The organism is Cyanobacteria bacterium FACHB-DQ100, assembly GCA_014695195.1.
In the GTDB taxonomy this organism is placed as follows: Bacteria; Cyanobacteriota; Cyanobacteriia; order Leptolyngbyales; family Leptolyngbyaceae; genus Leptolyngbya.
Genome location: JACJNW010000034.1, coordinates 125,951 through 147,496 on the forward strand (window position 1 = coordinate 125,951; position 21,546 = coordinate 147,496).

The window sequence follows — 21,546 nt, forward strand, 5'->3', positions numbered from 1 at the left end:
AAACTTAGAAGTTAGTTTGCAACACCTGCGGGGAACTTCACTTCGTTCGGGGTTACGTTGTCGGATTCAACGCGCTTGCCTTGAATGAACGATCGCAGCATCCATGCCATTTCTTCATGCTGTTCCATCATTCCGGTAAGGAAGTCAGCCGTTCCTTCATCGTGGAACTCTTCAGAACAACGATCGATGTGTTCGCGCAAGTTGCGGATAATTGTCTCGTGATCGTCAACCAAGTTTTCGACCATGGTTGAGGCAGGAGGAACTTCACCCGTATGTTCTTGAAGTGAGCCGTATTGGATGAAGCCAGCCGCTGTTCCAACCGGGTATTCGCCCAATTGACGAATGCGCTCAGCAAGTTGGTCGATCGCTTCGTTTAGGATGGTGTACTGCTCTTCCCAAATTTGGTGCAGGGAGCGGAATTCAGGGCCTGTGACATCCCAATGATATTTCTTTGTTTTAATCAAAAGCAAGTTTTCATCTGCCAGGTCGCGGTTCAGCATTTCGCATACGCCTTGGCGCTGTTCGTCAGTTAAGCCGATGTTAATTTTACGCATGACAATCACTTTTTACCTTATCGGGTTTCTTCTGCTAGTTCACCAAATTTCTGTTATGGGGGCATCAGTCGAAGGAAGGAAGGAGGGGTTTGTCAATTCCGTCTTCAGAGTGTTTTAGGTGGGTTCGCTTGCTTCTTCTTGTGGCTCAGTCCAATCGACTTTGTTGTAGAGGTCAGATACTACAAATTGACAGGGGACAGACGAAAGTGAGATTTCGGTATTTTCATCGTCGTAATTGACTAAAATCCAGCGTCGATCGTCGCTTTTGACATAGTGTTCGACATGAATTGTATATTGATCAATTAATAGATATTCCTGAAACTCTGGAATAGTGCGATAAGCAGTAAATTTCTCGTCTTTATCATAGCTATGAGTTGATTTAGATGATACTTCTGCAATAAAGCAAGGATTTGTAATCGTATCGCGCCGACCTGGTTGAAGTTGTAGAGGTTGAGCGACGACCATAATGCCTGGATACGTATAAATTCGCTTTTTAGGAATCCACAATCGTTGAGCCGCTACAAAAATACCGTAAGGTGAACTCCTTAGAGCAACATTTAACTCAGTGTGAAGATTGCCTGTAATTTTGTTGTGATTTGGAAATTCACACGACATCAGAACAATTTCACCGTCAATGTATTCTTGTTTCTCATCAGATTGCGCCTCGGCTTCTAAGTATTCTTCTACGGTGTATTTGCGCTTGGTTTGCACCATCGTGCGACTCCTGGATGCTATTGGGATAAGTTTATTCTGGAGTAGAATTTCTGTACTGTTAAATCAGACTCACTTTGGCGCGATACAACAGTCGATCGTGCTGTCGATACCCCGCATACCGAACGCGAACCAGATCGCCAGGTTCAGCCGCACCGCCCATGAGTTGATGTTGCTGCGGATCGTAAGGAACTTCAGAACCAACGATCGCAGTTTGCTCAATGCCCCATTGTTGTAGCAGTTGTTCGATCGGGCGCAACAATGGTAGAAGCTTCACCGCAGGCGCTTGAGGATTTTGTTGGGCTGCATAAGCGGCTGCCGACCATTGGATTAACCAAGGTTCTAAGGTTTGCAGGCTAGATTGTTGGAAGTCCTGTAGTAATGTTTCGCGTTGTTCTGTTAGTTGAATTTGGAGTCGATCGTATTCTTTCTGCAGGGTGTTCGTTGGAATCAGATCAAACAATGAAAGCAGATCACTCAAAGAAATCTCTAAGCGTGCTGCAAATTGTGTGAGTGTTTCTAAACGTAATTGTTGCAGTTGACCCTGCCGCAGTTTGGCAAGCTGCTTTTCGGTCAGACCTGTACGATCGCGCAAGGCTCGAAAGGTAGCGAGGTTACGCGATCGCATTAATTCTCGGATTTTTGGCGTGTAGTCGGTCATATGAGGCGCGATCAAACATCTTGCTTTCACTGTATCAGAGTGGTTTGCTGGTGATCACTGTGCGAAGCACTAGCCGAAGGCACCAACAATCCAGCGACGATGCTTGATCAAGAAAAAGACGTAAAGACTAATCAAAGCAATCAAACAAACATTGCCTAAAGTGTTGTAGGTTGTGATGATTGTTTTATCGCTCCAGTTGTACACTTCGCTGAGTGTATTCATATCACCTATATCTTCTCCGAGTAGAAGCGACCCCCAAGGGATTGAGCGTGTGCCTTTCTGGATGTCCTGCCACATTGAGAAGGCTCCCCAGAATGTGTTCGCGCCGACGATAATTAAGGGATATCTCCAAAAGTCCCATCGCCAATCGTTCGGAAGTTGAAAATAAAAGCCAGCAATCATTAAAGCACTGAGATAAAACTCACCACCCACGCCACCAAAGGCAAGCCACATCTCAAACTGATCCGCCGTCTGTATCCAGGTCATCACAAACTGTACGATCGCACAAATCACCGCAAACAACATTGTCGATCGCTTTTTCTCTTTCCAACCTGCCCAGAACAGTAAGCCCAACAGCAGCAGCATGCCAAAATAAACAAATAGCGATCGCTCTAGCAACACACTTGTCCAACCAAACGGTAGCGGTAAAGCGCGTCGTCCAGAAAACCAAGCGACTGTGGCATGACCGACTTCATGCACCCAAAGCTGTAATGGAAATAACAATAATTTTGTGAAGCCAAGTGATTGAAACAGAATTGCAGAGCAGATCGCCACCGGAAACGCTAAAAGCAACACATAACGATTCTTGAATGAATACGGATCACAATCCTCCGGAGAAACCGCATTGATCGTGAACTGTTTTTTCCAACTTACGAGCCTTGACGATCGCATTCCATAGATCACGATCGTTGTAATTTCAGGTAGCTCTAAGGTGCGGATCTGCTGATAAATTTGGTTGCCATAGTCATGATTTAAATTAGTTTTGAAAAAGATTTGAAGTGTGTCAGCTTGAATCTTGACATGGAACGGCTCCGGGTGGAGGCGCTGTATAAACTCTACAATTTGATTCATTAAAGAGTCTGATTCAGATTGATGAGCCGTTTCGTAGAGATGCTCTTTTATTTGCTCATAAGCAACTTTGAGCAGAGCTTTTTCTTGCTTTGCACCCTGCTGTATTTTCTCCAATGCCTTTTTCGAGTAGGCAGCATCAACCTCAACGATCGAGGCTCCCGGACTTAACTCTAATAGCGCATAACATTGCTCAAGCGTTAACTCACTCATATCGGGAAGTCCACTCATTTTCCTGGCTAGAATTCCCGATTTGACGATCAACTTGTCAACCACAAATCTTATTCAAAGATTCCAAAATATCAGCAAATTCGGTGCGACTTCATTGTATGGTAATAGGAATTTGAAACCGATATCTAAAGCTGTGCAGTTTTGCAGACAGACTTGAACTCTGTCTTAAAGTATTGAAAAATCATCAGGTGAGATCGAATCAACTTTAACCGTCAATCATCGAATGGGTGCTGCTCTAAATGTTCAACTCTGGTACATCTATCGGGTTTAATACGAGTTCTAAGTAACCTAGTGCGATCGTAGAAAGAGGAAATTGTCAATGTTTTTTAGGCATAGCCGAAAGTCTTCCTGGTCTAGCCGTTCGCTATATCAGAAGAAAAAGGCGTTTCCAAAACGGTGGATTTTTCTGTCGATTCCACTCGCTTTGGTGGGGCTAGAACTGTTGCTGCGTCTAATTGTGGGCGCTACAGGAAAAACCGCAGAATTAAACGCCTTTGAAGGCGAACCCCTAAATCTCACAGCTTACCGGCTCAAGTTTCTCGATCAGCAGGGAAACCCCTTCGATGGACTTCCAGATCATGGACAACTGACTGTAAAACGCAGCCCTGTTCTGGGCTATCGGCTCGTTGGCAATCAGCAAAATTCAGCCTGGAAAATTAATGAGCAAGGCTTTAGAGCCGATCAGCCAATCAGCCCCGATAAACCTAAAGATGAAGTGCGAATCTTCCTGCTTGGCGGTTCAGCGGCGTTTGGACAACTCAGCTCTAACAATCAAGCGACGATCGCGGCTCAGCTTGAATCCCGTCTCAACCAACAAGTGTCCGCCCAAAAAGCCAACCCGAATAAGTTTCGCCCCGATACGCTGCCCTATTTTGCCGATGAGCTAGAAAAGGCACTGAAACTGCCGCCCCGAATTCGAGAAACTCGCTATCGCGTGATTAATGCAGCCGTTCCGGGATATGCGTCAGGCAATGAGTTAGCACAATTAGCGTTTGAGGTGTTGCCTTGCCAACCTGATGCGATCGTCCTGATCAATGGCTACTCTGATTTGCTGCTTCCCAGCGTTCAGGATGGGGTGGATGTTCCCCAAGTAGAAGCGCTGTTAGAAAGTGCGCCTCGGCATTTGATGACAAGCTGGGGCAATCAAATTAACGATTTCTTCCAGCAATTCTATTTAGTGAAGGGGATTCAATACTGGATATTTCGCCCTCATACTGCATTCAAGCAGCTAATTCCTCCGGTTGAAGACCCTGTACAAGAGCGATTAACGACGGATACTAAAGAACTAGAACGCCGCGCCGATCGCTATCGCCATAATCTTCAACAGGTTTCACGTCTGGCGACGGCTGCTAAAATTCCGCTCTTTGTTGCGCTTCAGCCTGAAGTGTCTACTCGCGCCGGAAAGCCTGCCGGACGGGAAAAAGAGATTTTGGATCAGTTAGGATCGCGCTATCCCCAGCAGATTCAAGCGGGTTACGGCAAGCTCCAAGGCGCGATCGAGCAAGTGAAGCGTGATACACCTGGAATTTCAACGCTGAATCTCGTTGAGGGCTTGAATTCTACTCAGGGTGAAGTGTTCCAAGATGCAATTCACTTAACCGATAGTGCGAATGGTGCAATCTCGAATCGATTGTATGATGCGATCGTACCGAAGCTACACGTCCAGCCCAAGCCTTACGCCGGAGGAAATGTTCCGCCCTCTTGACCGCTCATCTGTATAAGGGCGTTGCAGCCAAGACGGGCTAAGGCTCACCCAAATCGCCCTTCGACATAATCGCGAGTGCGGGGATGGGCTGCACCGTTAAAAATTTTAGCGGTATTGTCAATTTCAATCAGTTGACCGATGCGGCTTTCGTCGGTGCTGAAAAAGGCTGTACGATCGCTAATTCGCGCCGCTTGCTGCATATTGTGGGTGACAATGACGATCGTGAATTCTTTCCGCAATGAGTTGATTAATTCCTCGATCTTCATGGTGGCGATCGGATCAAGCGCCGAACAGGGTTCATCCATTAGCAAAACTTTCGGCTTCACTGCCAATGCCCGCGCAATACAGAGCCGCTGTTGCTGTCCACCGGATAAGCTGAGGGCTGATTTTTTCAGGTTATCTTTGACCTCATTCCACAAGGCTGCGTCTGCAAGCGCGGTTTCAACGATTTCATCAAGACGCGATCGCGAAACCCGACTAAACACCCGCACCCCATAGGCGACATTATCGTAAATGCTCATGGGGAATGGGTTTGGCTTTTGAAACACCATGCCAATCTGCCGCCGCAGTCGATTCAGGTTGACGCGAGGACTGTAGATATCTTGACCAAAAAATTGCACCTGTCCCTTCACTCGCATCTCGCTTTCGAGTTCGCCAATCCGATTTAGCGCTTTGATAAAGGTTGATTTACCACAGCCGGACGGACCAATAATCGCGGTGACTTGTCCGGGATAAATCGCCATCGAGACGGACGATAAGGCTTTACGATCGCCATAAAACACATCCATATTTTGGGCTGAAAGCGCAAGTTCGGACTGAGAAGTAGAAGTCATAGGTTAACGTTTCCGGGTGATCAGACGAGACAAAAGATTGGTGACAGTCACAAGACCGAGCAGCACCAGTGAAGCTGTCCAAGCAAGCTGAGTTTGTTCGGGAAAAGCAGAACTCGAATAGTTGTAGATCATCACCGAGAGCGAAGGTGCAGGATTAAGAAGACCCTCGACCCAACTCTGGCTAAACAAGGCCGTGAAAATGAGCGGAGCGGTTTCACCAGAGGCTCTAGCGATCGCTAACAATACTCCGGTTGTGATACTCGGTAATGCGGTTGTCAATACAATCTTAAACACCGTTTGAATTGAATTGGCACCGAGTGCTGCTGAGGCTAATCGTTGATGATTGGGAACAAGCTTCAAAGCTTCTTCGGTCGAGAGAACGACGATCGGTAACATAATTACCGCTAGCGCAAACGCCCCCGCTAATGCTGAGAATCCGCGATAGCCAAAGATTGTAGCGAGAACGATCACAGCGTAAGCAAATACACCAACCACAATCGAAGGAACTGCACTCAGAATTGACAACACAAACCGGACTGTTTGAGCAATTGCACCAGATTTACCAATTTCAGCAAGATAGATAGCGATCGCAATTCCAAACGGAATACTAAAAGCCGTTGCGATACTCACCATTAGCACTGTTCCTTGAATCGCATTCGCAAATCCACTGACAACGCTGGTATCGCCAGCCGGGGCAGGTAGATTTGTAAACACTTCCCACTTCAGATTCGGTAAGCCTTGACGCAGAATTTCCAGCAAAACCGAGAGGAGCGGCAAGAGTGCAAGTGCTGTGAAAAGAACCGCGATCGCGCTCATCGCATGGCTAAAAATCCGGCGATCGAGCGATAGGGGTTTCGTTAACGGTTGCTCTGCATTCATTGTTCTAAAATCTATTGTTTTAAGCCGAATGTTTTGACGATCGAATTTGCAATCATGTTAATTACTAGGGTTAACGCAAACAGCATTAACGCCAAATACATTAACGTTCCAATATGCAATTCGTCTAATGCTTCGGGAAACTGATTTGCAAGAATTGACGGAATCGTATTTCCTGCATCTAGCAACGATAAGCTGATTTGATCCGAATTACCAATCACCATCGTTACTGCCATTGTTTCGCCCAATGCCCGTCCTAACGCCAGCATGATCGCGCCAATGATTCCCGATAGACTTGCTGGAATTAATACAGTTGTGATCATTTCCCAACGAGTTGCCCCTAGTGAAAGAGATGCGGTGCGTAAATCTTGGGGAATCGCTAACATTACATCTCGGCTAATTGCAGCGATCGTAGGTAAAATCATCACCGCAAGAATAGTTCCTGCCACCAGCATACTGGGGCCAAAGGTATCAGTTCCGAATAAGGGGATCCAACTCAATTGTTGATGTAATTCGGATTGAATCGGTTTCATCAATGGAATCAGCACGAAGATGCCCCACAAGCCAATAATCACGCTGGGAATCGAGGCAATCAATTCGATCAAAAATCCTAACGTCGATCGCAACCATCCCGGCAGAAATTTCTCGCTAGTGACAATTGCCACCATGATTCCAATCGGCACTGCGAATAAAAGCGCGATCGCAGAAGTGACGATCGTTCCGTATAAATAAGTTTGCGCCCCAAACTGAAGCTGATTTACATCCCATTCCTGCCGCATCAGAAATCCCCATCCGAATTGTCGAATCGCGGGGAGTGCAGCGTTAAAAATAATCCAGCCCATCCAGAGCAAAAGCGCGATCGCGCTGAGCGATAAAATTCGCAAGCCCCAGGTAAAGCCTAAATCAATCCAAGCGGTGTTCCCGCCCTCGATCGACTCTGGAATATTTCTCGACTGAGATGGAATCGTTGCCATAATGCTGAAGATTGAGAGGAATAAAGAAAGGGACACCCTAAATGGAAGTGTCCCCGCAGTGAGGTGTGAAAGCTAAAACGTGAATGTTGTTCGGATCGTACCGACGTAGATCGCATTGTTCGCAGAATTGCCTTCTGGGTTGAAAATCACAAATGCGCCCGGTGTGATCGAAATGTTGTCGTTGAGGCGATAGCGGTAGAAAACTTCCAAATGATAGGAAGAATCTTGATCTTCTCGACGAGCAGAAACGGCAGTGGGTGTCGCCAAGCCAAAGTCACTGCTGGTTACTTTCGGCGGCATACCAAAAATGATTCCACCCAAGCTGCCTTCCTTGAATAGGTCAGGAAACGCTAGACCCACCGCCCAATTGAAGATCGTTGCTCGATCGTCTTCTCGAACCGTCGTTCCAGTTCCGATCGTGCGTCTCGCTCTTGCGTCGGTCAACCCTGCCCAACCTGCCAGAGTTAGACCAGGATTAAGCCGAATATTGGCTTGCAGTCCAAACTGATTCGTACTGGTCGGAACGTTTCCAGCCGAATTAATCGTTTGGTTACTGCCAAAGGGGTTGTTCGCAAAACTACTCCCGGTACTGCCTGTCACGCCAGAACCCGTGTTGTAGTACGCATTCGCATACGTGAAACCAATCCCCAGGTTTGGAGTTGGCTGATACACGAGCTGCGCGATCGCCGCATAACTTCCGGTGAATAATCCACGATCGAGACCCGGATCTTGAGCATCTCCAGTCGGCACTAAGTAACCGAGCGAAAGGGTGAATTGATTACCCAGCGTAAATTCTCGCCCTAATCGATGGTTCACGATGATCCCGGTTCCAGTGCTGGTGCGGTAGATCGGATTGAACCGACCGAACCGCGAAATTGAACCGCTCCCACTGGATTCAAACGGGCTAAGCGTCGGGATCGAATCGTTAAACTCTAAGCCGTCATTCGTTCCCGTTCCGATGAATACAGTGGTTTGATCGCCGAGCGGAAAGCGATATTCCAAGCGTCGAAGCTCGATCGAGTTGCTGTTGCTGCCGTCATAGCCCAAACGGGTCATGTTTGTGCCTGTGATTCCGGTCGCCCCGGTGCCACTGAACGCAGCAATGTTTCTGGCTTGCAGTTGGGTTCTCAAGCGATCGCGTCCGGTAAAGCTCGTATCAAACGCAAGCCGTACCCGATCGGCAAAAATTGTATTCTCGCGAACTCCACGATCAGGGTTGGTTGGCGATCCGGTGATTGCATTATTTCGCGCTGCTTCTCGTGCCGCAGGTGTGAGGGCTGCATCAATCACTCGCTGCTGGTCAGAATTGACGGCTCGATCTGCACCAAAGGCTTGGCTGACCGAAAAGATTACTTCTCCGGTCAGTTTCGAGGTCGTCGAGAACTGCTGCCGTTCTAGGGTAGTGGTGCGTGCTTCTAAGCTATCCACCGCTCCGCGCAGTGATGCTAACTCTGCGGCAAACTCTTCTTGTAGTTTTTGCAGGGCTGTCAGGTCTTCTTTCTTCACCAAATCCGAAGTGGATGCGGCAATCAGTTCGTTGACGCGATCGAGACATGCATTCAGTCCTGCTGCAAATTCAAAGCGGGTTAATGCTCGATTGCCGCGAAAGGTACGGTCAGGATATCCGGCGATACAGCCATACCGCTCAACTAAAGATTGCAAAGCTTGAAATGCCCAATCTGTAGGTCGAACATCAGACAACTGAGACACCGAAGTCACCTGTCCTTTGATCGCATTAGGTTGAGCCCAGATTTCATTGACTGAAGTGACGCGCTCTTGACCTAGAGATTGAGCCGTCGCGGAAAGTGCTACCGCGCCTATCAATGTAGGCGACAACACAAGGGAATACCAAAATAGGCGAAACATGGAACTAATCCTCACATCACAAGTAAATCGGGCAAGCCGCTCTAAATCGCTAGAACTCGCATCGATCATAGAGCAAAGTTCTAGCGGCTTTACGGCAGTTTCAGAGCCTTTAAGTTCAAACCTTCTAGGGCTTCACTTCGCTTCTCACTTGCTGAAGTGCCCGTTGTGCCACATCAGGCGGAATCCGAGTAAAGTCTAAGCTTGCGTTAAGGTTCTGTCCCTCAGTCAAGACATATTCAACCCATTTCTTCACTGCTTCTGACTTCTGTGGGTCGTTGTACTGTTTGTACACCATCATCCAGGTCAGCCCTGTAATCGGATAGCCATCGGCGGGATTGCCCTCAAACACACGGAAGTTTGCGGGAAAGGTCACAGTAGACAATGCTTTGTTGGTGTTCTCGATCGAAGGAGTCAAGAAGTCGCCTTTCTGATTCTGCACTGCTGCAACTGCGACGTTGTTCTTCTTCGCATAAGAATATTCGACATAGCCGATCGAACCTGGTGTTCTCTGTACCAACGCTGCAACTCCAGGATTTCCTCGACCTCTGAGCGGATTCGTTGTCCACTTTGGAGCCGTTCCCACACCGACGCGACCCTTAAAGTAAGGACTCACCGCACTAAGATGATTTGTGAAAATAAACGTTGTGCCGCTACTATCGGCTCTCACCACCGTTTTAATGTCTGAATTCGGCAGATTCACTCCAGGATTGTCTTTGGCAATTCTCTGATCGTTCCACTTGGTAATTCGCCCTGCGAAAATTTCGGGTAACACTTCCCGCGAAAGTTTCAGGCTATTGACACCGGGAACATTATAAATTGGTGTGACTGCGCCGCCTGCTGTCGGAACCAAAATGACACCGCGACTAACTTTCGCCATGTCCTCGTCGGTCATTGCGGCATCACTGCCACCGAAGTCAATCACATTTGCCAGCATCTGGCGGATTCCACCGCCGCTTCCGATCGCTTGATAGTTGACCGTAATGTTCGGCTCTTTTTTCTTAAATTCCGAGATGTAGCGCTCATACAACAGTGCCGGGAACGTTGCGCCTGCACCGTTAATTGTGGCTCTGGACTGAGCGATCGCCGATAGAACTGGGGAAAGCGCGATCGCAGTTGCCACAAACAGCGCGATCGCTCCACGGCGGAGAGCTTTTCTAGAGAGTGTCATGGTGTCCTCGTCCTTGCGCGATCAAGTGTCGATTGAAGTAACAAAAACAACCCTACAACTCTGGCAGTTAAATGAAGGCAAACAGAACGATAACAGAAAATTAAATCTAGTTAAAAGTTAGGTTAATAAAAATGCAACACTACTCGCAATAGCGGAGTGATACCAGTGATACTACAAAAAGCTCGGCTAAAAAATCCGTTTTAGGACAGAGTTTGATATGATGACACTGTTGCTTTTGCATTCTGGTAGAACAAGCAAAAATGGCACTTTAAATATGTAGGCATCTTTTGGATTTAGATCTCATACCGAATTAAACATAGATTGCGACAGATCATATTCAAAGTCCCCCAGCATGGGGAATTTAGGGGGCGAGAATCTGTCGCATCCACAAATCAATCTGGTATCACAGCAGAAATGCTTCGGACACAAATTGCGATCCAAGTTTAGAAAAGCGAGAACATCTCATCCTGCCCTTAGTTCATGCGCCATCCGACCTTATGATAAAGACGCTCTCGATCCCGTCCCTTCCTCAACTTCCGGCAGCCGTTCGCAGCTTTATTCGACCAATGCTGTTTGCAGCATTAGGATTACACGCGATCGTCCTGTTTATGCCGTTTCCCAAAGCCAGCGAAAAGCCACCCGAAGACAAGGAAGCTCCGGTTAAAATTACGCAACTGCCCACGACAAAAGCTAACACGACAAAAACTCCGAAAATCGCGGCTGCAAAACCAAGTGGACCTGCGCTTCCGAAAATTAATCGACCCAATACTAATCCAATCGTTCAGAAATCAGCCAGCGAGTTGCCCCAGCCGCAAGCAACAGCCGAAGCACCCCCAACGGAAACCAGAGCCTCAACCAAAGCAGACACCGCAACGGCTGCCGACTTTCCACACTACAATCCCTCGACTCCGAACTGTTTCGGTCTAGGGCTGGGTGAAAACTGCCGGGTTGCGACGGCGAATTTGTCTACGGTTGCAGCATTCTATCTTTCTGCACCGAAGGCGAAAGGATTTACCTTAACTCCAGACGAAGAGAGCGCTGACAAAAAGATCTATACCGTCACGACTCCCGACAAGAAAACGCTATTTCTGCATCTATTCAAGGATGAGCCGACTACTGTTGTGCTTGTGAGTGACGGTAAAGTTGCAGATTTGGCAACGCTAAAAGGATCAGTCAATATTCCTGAAGATTATTACAATCTGATTACCGAGCTTGCACCCCAAGTCGATCGCTCTGACAATCCTGAAACGAATGCTAGACCCGAACACTTTGCAAATCCGCAACTGTTCTTCAAAGTGTTGAATGAAGCGGATTTGCAGAGCGGAGCTATTCCAGAAACGCGATCGGGGATTGATGGCAGTCCGACTCTGATTCTGGGTCAGGCACCGGAGGTATTCTATAACACGATTTCGACCGCAGGACTGGCTGGAACGTTTCAAGTCACGCCAAAAGGTCAGTACGGCGGCGGCAAGCTTTATGAGCTGAAAAAAGACAACATCACGTTCTACATGAATTTGGTTCCGACTAAAGATCAAGGCGGAACGATCGTTGTAACGTGGTTAAAAAATCCGGCCAGTTAATAGAACCAGTTAATAAAATAATAAAAGGGGAAATACAAAACGTGTTTCCCCTTTCTCTACGACGATTACTCGATCGCTAACGAAACGCGATCGCCTCCAACATCCCGCAGCACTCCCAACGTTTTCACAACCTGTTCATACGACAAAGATTTATCGGCTTTCAAAACGATCGTTCCTTTCGGATTCTTTTGAAAGTACGAAACGACTTGTTCAGCCATTTGCGTTTCTGTCACTGTACCTTGATTGATTTCGACTTGACCTGTTCTCGTTACTCCAATCACTAACGGATCAGCAGGTGCTTCTTTGTTCGCGCCTTTTTCCGAACTCGGTAGCGTTGCATCTACCGATTGAAAATTCGTCAACGTCATCGACACGATAATAAAAAACGTCAGAATCGTCATAATCACGTCCATCATCGGCACGAGATTGACTTCTGGCATTTGCGATCCTTTGTGCTGATTCTTGAATCTCATAATCTACCTTAAACTGGGAGTCCAGTCGAATCGGTCTGCTGAGAACGCCCCGCCATTTCTACTCGCGCAAGCTCATTCATCGCAGGTTCGTACCAATATTGACGATAAATCAATTCCAACTCGCTGCCAACCTTAGAAAAATAGTCGATTTGTTTGGCTTGCAGCGTCACCGAGACTCGGAAGATACAGAGCGCGATGATTGCCACGACCATACCGCCCGCCGTAGTCGTTAAGGCTTCTCCGATTCCGGCGGCGGCTTTTGTGGTGGATTCGGCAGAAGCAGCCCCACCGCCTACATTTAAGTTGGCAAAGGTAATCATCAGACCGGTCACGGTTCCCAACAGTCCGAGCAGTGGCGCGATCGCGATCGTACTCTCAAGCAATTTATCGCCTTTTCGCATTTTGGCAAACTCTTCATCGCCTGCGGTTTCGAGGGCGAGGCGAAAAGTTTCGGGAGTTGGTTGATTCAGCTTGAGCGGAGCCAGCAAAAAGCGTCCGATCGGCGACTCAGACCGTTCTGCGATCGTTCGTGCGTCAACTAAGCTATATTTCGCGGCTTCTAGAACATCGTGGGCAAGCTTCGCCTCAGTCCGCAGTAAAGGAATCCAAAACGTCGATCGTTCAAACGCACAAGCAAACGTTGCAACAGACAAGCCGACGAGCGGGATCATGATCGGCCCGCCTTTTGCAAGAACTTCGTAGAGATTAGACATAACGTACTGAACTGGCGTACTGAACTGATCCGGGAAAGTTGTCAAAGAAATGCAGATTGTCGAACAAAGTGAACTTCTCGCGTGAAGGCTCGATCGAATTTGATGAACGCTTGAGATTCACGTAAGAGATCTAATCAACACAAAGCAAACTCCTGTTTAGCTTATCGGAAACATCCGTTCAACCAGGTTAAGGCAGCGTAATGAACAATCGAAATTCTAGTTAAGAACAATAAAAAATAACGTTGCGTGAATACAACGGCGTTAAATCGAAGAATGACAAGGTTAGCGATCGCATATCTCCTGCTGAAGTAGCACTGCTTCACTCGCATCCGTTTCCGCAAGTCAATATCAAGACTGTCTAACAGATCAATCATAACGACGTGGAGTATAGACCCAAACGCCGCCGTCTGCACGATCGATCACTCGCGTCTTGCTTGATCCAATCAAAATCACGGTTCTCATATCGGCATCGTCGATCGCTAAATCTCCCAGTTTTTTTACCTGAGTTTGTTGTCCGGGTCTACCGAGATTTCGAGCAAGAACTATCGGAGTATCAGGCGATCGAGAGTTCAGCAATAAAGCTTTTGCTTTCTCAAGCTGCCAAGTACGCGTTTTAGAAACGGGATTGTAAAAGGCGATCGCAAAGTCTGCTTGAGCGGCGGCAGCGATGCGATCAGCGATCGTTTCCCAAGGTTTGAGAATGTCTGAGAGCGAAATCGCACAGAAATCATGTCCCAACGGTGCGCCCACTTGAGCGGCTGCCGCTTGCATCGCCGAAATTCCGGGGCAAACTTGAAGGTCGATCGCGCTCCAGTCCGGTTTCTGGTCGCGCTCTAGAACCTCAAACACTGCTGCCGCCATTGCATAAATGCCCGGATCGCCGGATGACACCATCACAACCGATCGCCCCTCTGCTGCCAAATCTAGCGCCAGTGCTGCTCGCTCTAGCTCTTCACGGTTATCAAAGACATGAAGGCGCTGTGCTGTGCGGAGCGGTTCGACCAAGTTCAAATAGGTTTGATAACCGATCCAATCAGTCGCCGATCGCAGCACTTCTTTAACTTGAGGAGACATCCACTCGGCTGAGCCGGGACCTGTGCCAACAATGGCAAGCCGTTTGATTGAAGTTCGCTGATAAACCAAACAATCTGCGCGACCTGCGCTGCCCTTCGGCTCCGCTGAGCCGTCCCCTTGTTCTGTAATTTTGATGGTTAATCGGGCATCAGGCGCGATCGGTAGCTGACTCTCCACCAGCCAAGGCGCATCGCCCTCAATCTTAACGGTCGCTCCTGCGAGTAAATCCGCTAGAAAAGTTTTTGCATCATCAGGATTGAGCAAGCGATATTCCTTGGGTGGAGCGAGCAATGCCGTGCGAAATCGAATGTCTCCGCTCGTGGTGATTGCGGGCGCAACTTCAAAAATTGCAGCAATTTGACGCGCTAGATCATTCACGCCCTGCAAGCCACCCAGTAAGGGAACCACTGCGCTACCATCTTCTGCGATCGCAAGCACAGGTGGTTCTTGCCATTTATTGTTTAACAGAGGTGCAACGGTGCGAATCAAGATTCCCGCAGCACAAATTCCCACGATCGCAGTCCCTTGACTGAACAATTCGCGCACGGTTTCCCCGAACTGAGTAAAGGCGCGATCGGCTCCATGAGTCCGATGTTCTAAGCCGTACAAAGTTGCATTCGGGAAAGTATTCACAATCTGACGAGCGATCGGAATACTGGCTTGACTCAAGACAATTACTGCGATCGTAGAAGAAGTTAAGGCTGCCATTGACTCGGAATTACAATCATTGAGAAATAAGGAACTTCAGCCGGATTCATTTGATCAATCGGCACAACGCGCTGATCGGGCATGGTTGCACGTTCAATGTATTTGGCACGATCGTACAGTCCCAACTGTTTCAGCACACTGACAACTTTATTGAAGTGCTTACCCAGTTTGATGATTGCAGCAGCATCAGCGACTGATAACCGCGATGCTAACTCTTCTTCAGGAAGAATGGCAGAGACCACCATAAACACATCATTGCGGTAAGTTAAAGGCGTTCCTAAAATCGCTGGGCTTGCCATCACACAAGACACACCCGGAATCACCTCAGTTTGAAATCGATCGGACAAGCGATTGTACAGATACATAAACGATCCAAAAAAGAATGGATCACCTTCACACAGAACCGCCACATCACGCCCTGCTTCTAGATGTTCTGCCAGCGTTTCTGCGGCTTTATCGTAGTAAGGCTGTGCTGATTCTTCGAGCTTAAACGGAAAATACATCGGCACTTCGATTTGTTCGGGTCGGAGATATTCCGCCACGATCGATCGTGCCAATTTGCGCCCACTATCTGACATCGGGTAAGCCACGACTGAGGACGATCGCAGCACCCGAAACGCTTTCATTGTCAGTAGTTCTGGATCTCCAGGGCCAATGCCAATGCCATAAAGCCGACCTGTCATATTTATATCTCCTCTTGTTTTGCTAAAGCATTTACCGCTGCCGCTGCGATCGCGCTTCCACCCCGCCGCCCGTGCAGCGTGATAAACGGGACACCCCGACTATTTGCCGCAAGTTCCGCCTTTGACTCTGCGGCCCCGACAAATCCCACCGGAAACCCTAAAATCAGCGCGGGCTTTGGCGCACCTTCGTCTAACAACTCCAGCAACCGAAACAACGCTGTCGGAGCATTGCCGATCGCTACGACTGCTCCACCCAATATGGGTTTCCAAAGTTCCAAAGCGGCAGCCGATCGCGTGTTGTTAATCGATCGTGCAAGTTCTGGAACCATCGAATCATTGAGCGTACAGACTACCTGATTATCTACAGGTAAGCGTTTGCGGGTCACGCCATTTGCCACCATCTGAGCATCACACAGAATCGGAGCACCGAGCGCAAGCGCCGATCGCCCCACTTCCACTGCATCCGGAGAAGCCTCGATATCTTCAGCCAAATCAGTCATCCCGCAAGCATGAATTAACCGGACTGCGACATGAGCCAGATCAGCAGGTAAGCGATCGAGTCGAGCTTCTGCGCGAATAATGGCAAAGGATTTGCGGTAGATATCGTCACCGTTACGAATGTAATCAATCATGTAGCGTGTTAATTAACTCTACGATCGTCGAAAGTTCACTTGCGAGAATCGGACGATCGCTGAGGGGTCGATCGCCTGCAAACAAAGCATAAGCTTCAGAGCCTTGCACAGTTGTTCCCAGCAGAGTAAATTCTGCGGGGCTGGGTTGAGCGCATCGTTTTGGGCAGCCAGTAACATGAATGTTAACAGGATGGTTTAATTGGTCGATCAAGGTTAATGCGTGGGCTTGAGTGTGAGTTTCTGAGGCTGCACAGCCTGGTTTTCCAGCACAGGCAACCACTGTAGAATTGATCAAATCGGTGGAAAGCTCAAGCGCTGCGATCGCGTCGAGCACCGTTGCTGTCTGGTCGATCGCCACGTCGGGAAGCAAAATAGACTGCCAGGGGGTGAGCCGCAATTCTCCAGAACCGTAAGTTTCCGCCAGTTGAATCAAGCCTCGAAGCTGAGCGATCGTCATCCATCCCAGTTTGAGCGCAATTCCAATATAAGCCCGTCCGGGTTGGCGCTGCGGTTGAATGCCTAAATACTGCGTTAGCTCTGCTGCACTTCGTGTTCGAGCAGGCGAAATCGAAGCATCTGAATCATGCTCAAACTGAAACGGAACGCGCTCAAGATACGATTCAATCCCCCAATCTTTTAATAAATCACGCAGACGCGGCTTTTTCTGACTTTGGGACTGCTGCACATAAGCGAGATACGGTTGCGTCAGCGCTGAGATTGCTGCCACACAATCTGACTTTTTGATTAGCACACCTGTCTCATAGAATCGCCGATTGCTCCCCAGCGTCAACTTAAATCGATCGTCTGTCACGGCTGAAAGTTGAATTTCATTGTACCGATGCTGCCAAGCTGATTTGGATCTCGCCCCAATCCCGATCGCTCCACCACCATCAATTCCAATACTAAATTTAGGCGGCAGTCCGATCAATTCGGGCGTGTTCTGAAGATCAGTATCAATTGCCTGAACTAGCGATCGCACATCGATTAACTCTGCTGGATCAATTCCTGCCGTTGGGCTTGCCATGATATTTCTGAGGTGATCCAGGTGTGGATTCTGAGATGCAAGTCCGACCGATTGCAGCGTGCTAAACACTTCGGGACTTGGAATCGATCGCAGCGCTCGAAACTGAAGATTCGCGCGGTTCGTCACTTGAACCCTGGAAGTCTGCCAGCGATCGGCAATTTCGACGATCGCAATTGCTTGATCACGACTTATACAACCGCCCGGAACGCGAATCCGAATCAACGTTCCGTCTTGAGCAGCGGTGCCATAAAACAAGCCTGGACAGGGATTTGATGCAGCCAACCAACTCATGAATATGCCCCTTCTCCGTGGGTCGCAGAGAATTAAACAGACTGCTCAAGACTGGCATTCTGACTCGAACCCTTGTTCATCACAGTTGCGCCACAGTGCCGGAATCTGACCGGACTTTCCCAATCCTAAGCCAATGCAGCATATCACACTCAATTCACTCGCATTCTGATCGTTACCTCTTTCTTAAGAAAACTGAAAATTGACAAATTTAGAAGTTTTTACAGATTGTAACGATCGCGATCGTTGTTTTTCAATTCATAGTTGCGTTCATTTGTAAACTCTCTACTCAGCGATCCCAATTTCTAACTCTTGCTAGAGGAGTACAGCGATTCTGCTGGGGATACTTATTGTAGGGCGCAATCAAAAAGTGACGCTAAAAACAGGTTTCTTGTTTCGTCACCTTCAAAAAGCCTGATTTGTAATAAGTGAGTTTGCTATGTGTTTCTCTCTGATCCCCATCCCGTTTTTGCACTTCTAGTTCGCCTTTGTACAGCTCTAAACAATTATTTTTCACGGTTTAGAGCGATCCCCGAAATCTAAAATCAATATGAAACTCCATTTTCGCAATTGATTGCTAGAAGCGAGATATAGCAACGATTTTCAAGGTTTTTATAAACACACATTCCTGCGAACCTGCTTAACAATAAGAATCAGAAACACAGTAGTTGTGAACCCCGGTTAATCGTTCTAATCGGTATTGAGTATAGGCAACTTACTCAATATTTCTTAATTGATTTCACTCAGTAACAAACCAAAATACTTCATAAGAAGTAGTCCTGCTGTTTCACATTCGCACTCTAACCTGTCCGAGAACATGAACAATAACGATGCCTTGACCTCAATCTGTCGCCACTGTCGATTCTATTCTCCTGAAGGACGGCGCGGTGGACACTGTAATCAACTCAATGTCGCCGTTCAAAGTACCTGGAAATCTTGTTCTCTGGCAACTCCAATTTTTGAACCAGAATGGGAAGTCGCCCCCTGGCATCCTGAAGTAGCATTTGCCCGATCGCGCAGCACGACCAGCGCTGGCGGAAACTCATTTACCAGCGCCTTTCCTTGTGTCATTGAGTCTGGGGCAATGCTTTCAGAGTTGGAAGTTACGGCTTCTTCGCTCTAGGCGTTAAGCAAAGCGTTAAGCAAAATCGGGCATCGCATCCTTGATATGAGGATGCGATTTTTTCATGCAAAAGCGTCGAAATCAAGCTGACCTCGACATTCAATCGAATTCTGTTGGGGCTTCAGAGTTGCGAATCGCTAAGGATTTTGAGCGGGAGCCGCTTGCTTGGGGGACTCTGCACCATCTAACACAATCAAGCGCTGATTCGGGTCTGCACGATTCGTTTGCTCCTGAACGATCGCGGTTGCCTGCTGCGGATCGAAATAGCGGTTAAAGTCTGCTTTCAAGCGAGTCACTCGCGTCTCAGCGATCTGGACTTCCGCTTGAATTTCTTTGAGTTTTGTCTGCTGGCTGATGCTCTGAGGAATAAGCTGCACCAATGCCGCGATCGCGGCGCTAGAAATGACAGCATTTACACCCAGTTTCGCGATCGCTTCAGCCGCTAAAATACGATGGCTGCTGGCTGACTGCTCAGGCTGCGGACGGGCGCGACGTGCAGACTGTCGAGCGCGACGAGGCTTGGGAGATTCAGGCGGCTGTGGAAGAGGAAGTGCATTCATGGGTTCGTTAACGTGTGATAGCAGATAGCAAAAGAAAGTCACTCAAGCACAAAAAACTTTCATCCAGAAGTATTCACGATTAGGCTTCACTTTTAACGTGAATCCCTGTAACTTAACTGAATTCGATGTTCTTGGATAAGAGACTGACCAAAATATCTCACCGATTCAACGGGAAGAATATCAAACTTTAATTCATCAAAGGATTGACTCTCAAAATTTGATTATCAGTAGAGCTTATTCAAGATTACAAATCTGGCACCCAAAATCAAGAAGTACGAGTGAACTAAGCACAGTTACAACAAAAAAGAACTGAAAACTGAGAGAAAAGATTTGAATTTTTTCGCAGTTTTGAATGGCGCTTTTTTGTGCTTTTCGATCGCGATATGTTCGCCTACCTGCTTGGAAAGAACCCATTTAGGCAGGAAACTCGCCTAGATAGTTTACTAGCTGAATCGAAAAATGAGCACTGAATTGACAGTTTTCTTTTAACGATTTGCTTGTTCACCATCAAGGCGAGTTTCTTACTTTGGTCGGAACCTACTGATTCGGAACCTACTTATACAGTTCAGTGGCTAACCGAAATGCGAGGACTCCCGGAATGAGAGCCACGACCAGTGCAACCAGAACTTGAGTATCGGATAAAGACATTGTGTGAAAACTCCTTATCTCAGGGTATCGTTCCTCAATGTGAACGAAAATGCACATTTCGGGAAGTAGTTCGTAACAAGATGCAACAGAGCGTGTCCCGATTAAGCTTCGTGCTGGGCGGGATGTTGCTCTAAAGTTGGGTTGTGTTCGACGTGACGCTCGTACCAGCGCATTAGGGGGGTTGAAGTTACGCCATGCAGCAGGACGGAAATGACAATCGTCCAAAAGGTAATCCAGGCGATTTGTTCACCCGTTTCACCCTTCAGTCCATGACCGAACGTGTAGGCGAGATAGTAAATCGAGCCGACTCCGCGAATTCCGAACCAGCCATAAAGCCAGCGCGTTGCGGGATGAGCCTTTAAGCCGATCGTGCTAATCCAAGTTCCTAATGGGCGAATCACAAAGATTAAGCTAAAGGCAATTAGAAACGCATCGCCCGCATATTTCAGCATCGGTTGGAATCGCAGCATCGAGCCGAGCAGGAGAATGGTTCCGATTTCTGATAGTTTTTCTAACCGTTCGATGAAGTGGAGTTGATTTTTTGTGTACTCGGTATTCCGTCGCCTTCGCATAGCGATTCCTGCAATAAAGACCGCTAAAAAGCCATATCCGTTGATTAACTCAGTCACGGCATAGGTGATGAGAATGGCACTGAGAGCGACGAAATCTTCCATCAAATCATCGGGAGTCCGAAAGCGTTCGAGTTTTTTATCAATCCATTTGATCGCTTTTGCGACCAAAAAACCAGCCGCTAATCCGGCAAAAATTGCCCACACCACATCGATCATGAGCCATTCTCGAAACCAACTGCGCCAATTGCCTTTTTCGATCGAGTGAATACCAAAGTAGACAAACGGAAATGCCAGCGCATCATTTAATCCACCTTCGGAAGTGATACCAAATCTCAATTCATCGCGATCGTGGGGGTCTTCGAGCTGTACTTCTGCGGCGAGAACCGGGTCAGTCGGGGCAAGAATTGCACCTAAAAGAATGGCTAATCCCCAGTCCAATTTGAGAATAAAATGCGCGATCGCAGCAATTGAAAAAATCGTGATCGGCATTAATAAACCGATTAATCGCGTGGTCGATCGCCAAGCCCAAAATTGCATTGGACGATTCATTTTGAGTCCGCAGCTAAAGAGCGAAATCAAGACAACTATTTCCGTCACTCGCTCTAAAAAATTTGCGTCTGGGCGAGCCTGAACCAGATTAAAACCATACGGGCTTAAAATGATACCAACAAGTAGATAAATTAGTGCATAGGAGAGCGGTAAGCGGGCGATCCATCCTGCTCCCAGCGTTACCATTAGTAGCAGTAAGCCGATGACTAATAAATCAAGAATATAAACATCCACAGGTGCTTTCCCACATTGCATTCGTCTTTACTCTAATG

The 21,546-nt window shown here is 47.8% G+C and carries 21 protein-coding genes and 1 riboswitch; of the genes, 3 read left to right on the top strand and 18 right to left on the bottom strand.

The window, feature by feature from the left end:
- Nucleotides 1-11: 11 nt before the first annotated feature.
- From H6F51_19425 to H6F51_19440, 4 genes are all read right to left on the bottom strand, one after another.
- Nucleotides 12-554 (bottom strand): DNA starvation/stationary phase protection protein, encoded by a 543-nt coding sequence (locus H6F51_19425; GenBank protein ID MBD1824643.1) that lies wholly within the window; start codon nucleotides 552-554, stop codon nucleotides 12-14.
- A gap of 114 nt (nucleotides 555-668) precedes the next feature.
- Nucleotides 669-1,268, bottom strand: a complete 600-nt coding sequence (locus H6F51_19430; protein ID MBD1824644.1) for a Uma2 family endonuclease — start codon at nucleotides 1,266-1,268, stop codon at nucleotides 669-671.
- Nucleotides 1,269-1,326: 58 nt separating this feature from the next.
- The gene (locus H6F51_19435; GenBank protein MBD1824645.1) at nucleotides 1,327-1,926 is read right to left on the bottom strand and encodes a helix-turn-helix domain-containing protein; all 600 of its coding nucleotides are present in this window, start codon (nucleotides 1,924-1,926) and stop codon (nucleotides 1,327-1,329) included.
- 69 nt (nucleotides 1,927-1,995) lie between these two features.
- Complete coding sequence (locus H6F51_19440) at nucleotides 1,996-3,270, bottom strand: hypothetical protein (protein MBD1824646.1); 1,275 nt, start codon at nucleotides 3,268-3,270, stop codon at nucleotides 1,996-1,998.
- A gap of 355 nt (nucleotides 3,271-3,625) precedes the next feature.
- Here H6F51_19440 and H6F51_19445 point away from each other — a divergent pair, with 355 nt between their 5' ends.
- The gene (locus tag H6F51_19445; protein MBD1824647.1) at nucleotides 3,626-4,930 is read left to right on the top strand and encodes an SGNH/GDSL hydrolase family protein; all 1,305 of its coding nucleotides are present in this window, start codon (nucleotides 3,626-3,628) and stop codon (nucleotides 4,928-4,930) included.
- Nucleotides 4,931-4,974: 44 nt separating this feature from the next.
- Here the strand turns inward: H6F51_19445 and pstB are convergent, their stop codons facing one another.
- From pstB to pstS, 5 genes are all read right to left on the bottom strand, one after another.
- Nucleotides 4,975-5,763, bottom strand: coding sequence for a phosphate ABC transporter ATP-binding protein (pstB, locus tag H6F51_19450; protein ID MBD1824648.1), 789 nt, complete (start codon nucleotides 5,761-5,763; stop codon nucleotides 4,975-4,977).
- Between the two features lie 3 nt (nucleotides 5,764-5,766).
- Nucleotides 5,767-6,642: a phosphate ABC transporter permease PstA gene (pstA, locus tag H6F51_19455; protein ID MBD1824649.1), complete on the bottom strand. Its 876-nt coding sequence runs from the start codon at nucleotides 6,640-6,642 to the stop codon at nucleotides 5,767-5,769.
- A gap of 11 nt (nucleotides 6,643-6,653) precedes the next feature.
- Complete coding sequence (gene pstC, locus H6F51_19460) at nucleotides 6,654-7,613, bottom strand: phosphate ABC transporter permease subunit PstC (protein MBD1824650.1); 960 nt, start codon at nucleotides 7,611-7,613, stop codon at nucleotides 6,654-6,656.
- Nucleotides 7,614-7,685: 72 nt separating this feature from the next.
- Nucleotides 7,686-9,479 (bottom strand): iron uptake porin, encoded by a 1,794-nt coding sequence (locus H6F51_19465; protein MBD1824651.1) that lies wholly within the window; start codon nucleotides 9,477-9,479, stop codon nucleotides 7,686-7,688.
- Nucleotides 9,480-9,603: 124 nt separating this feature from the next.
- Nucleotides 9,604-10,647, bottom strand: coding sequence for a phosphate ABC transporter substrate-binding protein PstS (pstS, locus tag H6F51_19470; GenBank protein ID MBD1824652.1), 1,044 nt, complete (start codon nucleotides 10,645-10,647; stop codon nucleotides 9,604-9,606).
- A 497-nt stretch (nucleotides 10,648-11,144) separates the two neighbouring features.
- On the opposite strand from pstS, the gene H6F51_19475 reads away from it, so the two are divergent.
- Nucleotides 11,145-12,227, top strand: coding sequence for a hypothetical protein (locus tag H6F51_19475; protein MBD1824653.1), 1,083 nt, complete (start codon nucleotides 11,145-11,147; stop codon nucleotides 12,225-12,227).
- Between the two features lie 65 nt (nucleotides 12,228-12,292).
- Here H6F51_19475 and H6F51_19480 read toward each other — a convergent pair whose 3' ends face one another.
- From H6F51_19480 to cobG, 6 genes are all read right to left on the bottom strand, one after another.
- Nucleotides 12,293-12,700, bottom strand: a complete 408-nt coding sequence (locus tag H6F51_19480; GenBank protein ID MBD1824654.1) for a biopolymer transporter ExbD — start codon at nucleotides 12,698-12,700, stop codon at nucleotides 12,293-12,295.
- Between the two features lie 8 nt (nucleotides 12,701-12,708).
- Complete coding sequence (locus H6F51_19485; protein MBD1824655.1) at nucleotides 12,709-13,413, bottom strand: MotA/TolQ/ExbB proton channel family protein; 705 nt, start codon at nucleotides 13,411-13,413, stop codon at nucleotides 12,709-12,711.
- Between the two features lie 366 nt (nucleotides 13,414-13,779).
- Nucleotides 13,780-15,195 carry a precorrin-3B C(17)-methyltransferase gene (gene cobJ / locus H6F51_19490; GenBank protein ID MBD1824656.1) on the bottom strand — a complete coding sequence of 472 codons (1,416 nt, stop codon included), beginning with the start codon at nucleotides 15,193-15,195 and terminating at the stop codon, nucleotides 13,780-13,782.
- A complete protein-coding gene (locus H6F51_19495) occupies nucleotides 15,183-15,878 on the bottom strand; it encodes a precorrin-2 C(20)-methyltransferase (protein ID MBD1824657.1) in 696 nt (231 codons plus the stop codon). Before H6F51_19495 ends, cobJ begins: the two co-directional genes overlap by 13 nt.
- 2 nt (nucleotides 15,879-15,880) lie before the next feature.
- Entirely contained in the window at nucleotides 15,881-16,510 is a 630-nt protein-coding gene (locus tag H6F51_19500) for a precorrin-8X methylmutase (GenBank protein MBD1824658.1), read from the bottom strand.
- On the bottom strand, nucleotides 16,503-17,825 hold the full coding sequence (gene cobG, locus H6F51_19505) for a precorrin-3B synthase (protein ID MBD1824659.1): 1,323 nt from the start codon (nucleotides 17,823-17,825) through the stop codon (nucleotides 16,503-16,505). The genes H6F51_19500 and cobG overlap by 8 nt, the downstream gene beginning before the upstream one ends.
- 31 nt (nucleotides 17,826-17,856) lie before the next feature.
- Nucleotides 17,857-17,988: riboswitch (cobalamin riboswitch) on the bottom strand.
- A 651-nt stretch (nucleotides 17,989-18,639) separates the two neighbouring features.
- On the opposite strand from cobG, the gene H6F51_19510 reads away from it, so the two are divergent.
- Nucleotides 18,640-18,945: a hypothetical protein gene (locus tag H6F51_19510; protein ID MBD1824660.1), complete on the top strand. Its 306-nt coding sequence runs from the start codon at nucleotides 18,640-18,642 to the stop codon at nucleotides 18,943-18,945.
- A gap of 137 nt (nucleotides 18,946-19,082) precedes the next feature.
- Here H6F51_19510 and H6F51_19515 read toward each other — a convergent pair whose 3' ends face one another.
- From H6F51_19515 to H6F51_19525, 3 genes are all read right to left on the bottom strand, one after another.
- Nucleotides 19,083-19,505 carry a hypothetical protein gene (locus H6F51_19515; protein MBD1824661.1) on the bottom strand — a complete coding sequence of 141 codons (423 nt, stop codon included), beginning with the start codon at nucleotides 19,503-19,505 and terminating at the stop codon, nucleotides 19,083-19,085.
- A gap of 552 nt (nucleotides 19,506-20,057) precedes the next feature.
- Nucleotides 20,058-20,153 carry a photosystem I reaction center subunit XII gene (locus H6F51_19520; GenBank protein MBD1824662.1) on the bottom strand — a complete coding sequence of 32 codons (96 nt, stop codon included), beginning with the start codon at nucleotides 20,151-20,153 and terminating at the stop codon, nucleotides 20,058-20,060.
- A gap of 101 nt (nucleotides 20,154-20,254) precedes the next feature.
- Nucleotides 20,255-21,529, bottom strand: a complete 1,275-nt coding sequence (locus H6F51_19525; GenBank protein ID MBD1824663.1) for a sodium:proton antiporter — start codon at nucleotides 21,527-21,529, stop codon at nucleotides 20,255-20,257.
- Nucleotides 21,530-21,546: the final 17 nt, after the last annotated feature.

Bases quoted from the DNA above. Each gene is read 5' to 3' on its own strand.
- H6F51_19510 (MBD1824660.1), top strand. From the start codon at position 18,640: ATGAACAATAACGATGCCTTGACCTCAATCTGTCGCCACTGTCGATTC.
- H6F51_19520 (MBD1824662.1), bottom strand. From the start codon at position 20,153: ATGTCTTTATCCGATACTCAAGTTCTGGTTGCACTGGTCGTGGCTCTC.
- H6F51_19465 (MBD1824651.1), bottom strand. From the start codon at position 9,479: ATGTTTCGCCTATTTTGGTATTCCCTTGTGTTGTCGCCTACATTGATA.
- pstB (MBD1824648.1), bottom strand. From the start codon at position 5,763: ATGACTTCTACTTCTCAGTCCGAACTTGCGCTTTCAGCCCAAAATATG.
- H6F51_19525 (MBD1824663.1), bottom strand. From the start codon at position 21,529: ATGCAATGTGGGAAAGCACCTGTGGATGTTTATATTCTTGATTTATTA.
- H6F51_19430 (MBD1824644.1), bottom strand. From the start codon at position 1,268: ATGGTGCAAACCAAGCGCAAATACACCGTAGAAGAATACTTAGAAGCC.
- H6F51_19495 (MBD1824657.1), bottom strand. From the start codon at position 15,878: ATGACAGGTCGGCTTTATGGCATTGGCATTGGCCCTGGAGATCCAGAA.
- H6F51_19485 (MBD1824655.1), bottom strand. From the start codon at position 13,413: ATGTCTAATCTCTACGAAGTTCTTGCAAAAGGCGGGCCGATCATGATC.
- cobJ (MBD1824656.1), bottom strand. From the start codon at position 15,195: ATGGCAGCCTTAACTTCTTCTACGATCGCAGTAATTGTCTTGAGTCAA.
- pstC (MBD1824650.1), bottom strand. From the start codon at position 7,613: ATGGCAACGATTCCATCTCAGTCGAGAAATATTCCAGAGTCGATCGAG.
- H6F51_19435 (MBD1824645.1), bottom strand. From the start codon at position 1,926: ATGACCGACTACACGCCAAAAATCCGAGAATTAATGCGATCGCGTAAC.
- pstS (MBD1824652.1), bottom strand. From the start codon at position 10,647: ATGACACTCTCTAGAAAAGCTCTCCGCCGTGGAGCGATCGCGCTGTTT.
- cobG (MBD1824659.1), bottom strand. From the start codon at position 17,825: ATGAGTTGGTTGGCTGCATCAAATCCCTGTCCAGGCTTGTTTTATGGC.
- H6F51_19425 (MBD1824643.1), bottom strand. From the start codon at position 554: ATGCGTAAAATTAACATCGGCTTAACTGACGAACAGCGCCAAGGCGTA.
- H6F51_19475 (MBD1824653.1), top strand. From the start codon at position 11,145: ATGATAAAGACGCTCTCGATCCCGTCCCTTCCTCAACTTCCGGCAGCC.
- pstA (MBD1824649.1), bottom strand. From the start codon at position 6,642: ATGAATGCAGAGCAACCGTTAACGAAACCCCTATCGCTCGATCGCCGG.
- H6F51_19515 (MBD1824661.1), bottom strand. From the start codon at position 19,505: ATGAATGCACTTCCTCTTCCACAGCCGCCTGAATCTCCCAAGCCTCGT.
- H6F51_19500 (MBD1824658.1), bottom strand. From the start codon at position 16,510: ATGATTGATTACATTCGTAACGGTGACGATATCTACCGCAAATCCTTT.
- H6F51_19480 (MBD1824654.1), bottom strand. From the start codon at position 12,700: ATGAGATTCAAGAATCAGCACAAAGGATCGCAAATGCCAGAAGTCAAT.